Here is a 2,427-nt window from a genome sequence, read left to right as displayed (position 1 = left end):
TGCGCGAGCTGCTCGGCGACGAGCGCAGCGACCCGGCGCTGCGCCGCCGGGATCTGCTGATCGAGCACCTGCACGCCATCCAGGATGCCCATGGCCACCTCTCGCTGGTGGCGCTGCGTGCGCTGGCCGCCTACATGAACCTGCCCATGGCGGCGGTCTACGAGACGGCCACCTTCTACGCCCACTTCGACGTGATCCACGACGATGAGGCGCCGCCGCCGGAGGTCACCGTGCGGGTCTGCGACTCCCTCTCCTGTGCGCTTGCCGGCGCCGCGGCCCTGCACGAGCGGCTCGCGGCGGGCCTCGACCCCGAGGCGGTGCGGGTGGTGCGGGCGCCCTGCATGGGGCGCTGCGAGACCGCGCCGGTGGTCGAGGTGGGGCACCACCACGTGCGCTTCGCCACCGCCGAGGGGGTGGAGGCGGTGGTGGATACCGGCCACTTCCATCCCGAGGCGATCCTCTGGCAGCGCCTGGCGGACTATCGCGCCGTCGGCGGTTACCGGCTGCTGGCCGAGTGCCATGAGGGTGGGGTCACCGTCGAGGCGCTCACCGAGACGCTGGAGCACTCCGGCCTGCGCGGCCTGGGCGGGGCCGGCTTCCCCACCTTCAAGAAGTGGCAGGCGGTGCGCGCCGAGCCCGGTCCTCGCTATGCGGTGATCAATGCCGACGAGGGCGAGCCCGGCACCTTCAAGGACCGCTTCTATCTCGAGCGCGAGCCGCACCGCTTCCTGGAGGGGGCCCTGGTCAGCGCCTGGGCGGTGGAAGCCTGCGCGCTCTATGTCTACCTGCGTGACGAGTACCCCGGCCTGCACCGGGTGCTGCACGAGGCCATCGCCGAGCTCGAGGCCGAAGGCCTGGTCGCGCCGGGCTATATCGTGCTGCGCCGCGGCGCCGGCGCCTATATCTGCGGCGAGGAGTCGGCGCTGATCGAGTCGCTGGAGGGCAAGCCCGGCAAGCCGCGCCACCGCCCGCCCTTCGTGGCCCAGGTCGGGCTCTTCGGCCGGCCGACCCTGGTCAACAACGTCGAGACCGTCTACTGGATTCCGTTGATCCACGAGAAGGGCGCCGACTGGTTCGCCGGCCAGGGCCGCCACGGGCGAAAGGGGCTGCGCAGCTTCTCGGTCTCCGGCCGGGTCCAGCGCCCCGGGGTCCACCTGGCCCCCGCCGGCATCACCCTCAACGAGCTGATCGAGGAGTACGCCGGCGGCATGGCCGAGGGGCACCGCCTGGCCGGCTACCTGCCCGGCGGCGCCTCCGGGGGCATCCTCCCGGCCAGCAAGGCCGACATCCCGCTGGACTTCGACACCCTGCAGGAGCACGGCTGCTTCATCGGCTCGGCGGCGATCATCGTGCTCTCCGAGCAGGACGACCTGCGCGCCGTGGCCACCAACCTGCTGGCCTTTTTCGCCGACGAGTCCTGCGGCCAGTGCACGCCGTGCCGGGTGGGTACCGAGAAGATGCTGACCCTGCTGGAGCGTGACGCCTGGGACGTCGAGGCGCTCGAGCGGCTCTCCCGGGTGATGATGGATGCCTCCATCTGCGGCCTGGGCCAGGCGGCCCCCAACCCGGTGCTGAGCCTGCTGCGGGACTTCCGCGACGAGCTCGCTGGGCAGAACCTGATCGTGAAAGGGTAGGGAGGTAGACCATGCAGACCCCGCAAGCCGAAAGCTTTACCCTGACCCTGGACGGCATCGAGGTGAGCGCCCGTCCCGGCGAGACCCTCTGGCAGGTGGCCAAGCGTGCCGGCGAGACCATTCCCCATCTGTGCTACAAGGACGCCCCCGGCTACCGATCCGACGGCAACTGCCGCGCCTGCATGGTGGAGATCGAGGGCGAGCGGGTGCTGGCCGCGAGCTGCCTGCGCGAGGCGACGCCCGGCATGGTGGTCAATAGCGCAAGCTCAGAGCGGGCCCGCGAGGCGCGGGAAGGCGTCATGGAACTGCTGCTCGCCGACCAGCCCCAGCGGGAGGCGAGCCCCGACCGGTCCAGCCACTTCTGGGCCATGGCCGATCACCTGGCCATCGATGCCACGGCGGTGCGGGAGAAGATGCCGGCCCGGGCCGAGCGCGCGGCCCCCACGGTGCACCATGTGCGACCCCGCGACAGCCAGCGCTTCCAGGATGCCAGCCATCCGGCGATGAACGTCAACCTCGACGCCTGCATCGAATGCGGCCTCTGCGTGCGCGCCTGCCGCGAGGTGCAGGGCAACGACGTCATCGGCCTGGCCCATCGTGGGGCGGCGGCGAAGATCGTCTTCGACTTCGACGACCCCATGGGCGAGAGCACCTGCGTGGCCTGCGGCGAGTGCGTCCAGGCCTGCCCCACCGGGGCGCTGATGCCGGCGACCCTGGTGGACGCGGCGGGCCGCGGCGACTCCAAGGTCGCCGATCGCACCGTGGACTCCGTCTGCCCCTACTGCGGCGTGGG

Annotated in this window: 2 protein-coding genes; both read left to right on the top strand. The window is 71.6% G+C overall.

Going from position 1 to position 2,427, the window contains the following annotated elements:
* The coding region (locus IBX53_RS15770; protein WP_290911223.1) for an NADH-ubiquinone oxidoreductase-F iron-sulfur binding region domain-containing protein at positions 1-1,634 on the top strand (1,634 nt) is incomplete at its 5' end.
* 11 nt (positions 1,635-1,645) lie between these two features.
* A partial coding sequence (locus IBX53_RS15765; RefSeq protein WP_290911220.1) for a 2Fe-2S iron-sulfur cluster-binding protein occupies positions 1,646-2,427 on the top strand: 782 nt, incomplete at its 3' end.

Origin of the sequence: Halomonas sp., assembly GCF_014859505.1 — a bacterium.
Classification (GTDB): domain Bacteria; phylum Pseudomonadota; class Gammaproteobacteria; order Pseudomonadales; family Halomonadaceae; genus Halomonas.
The sequence above is the reverse complement of the archived record's forward strand: the minus strand, read 5'-3'. Positions and strand labels throughout refer to the sequence as shown.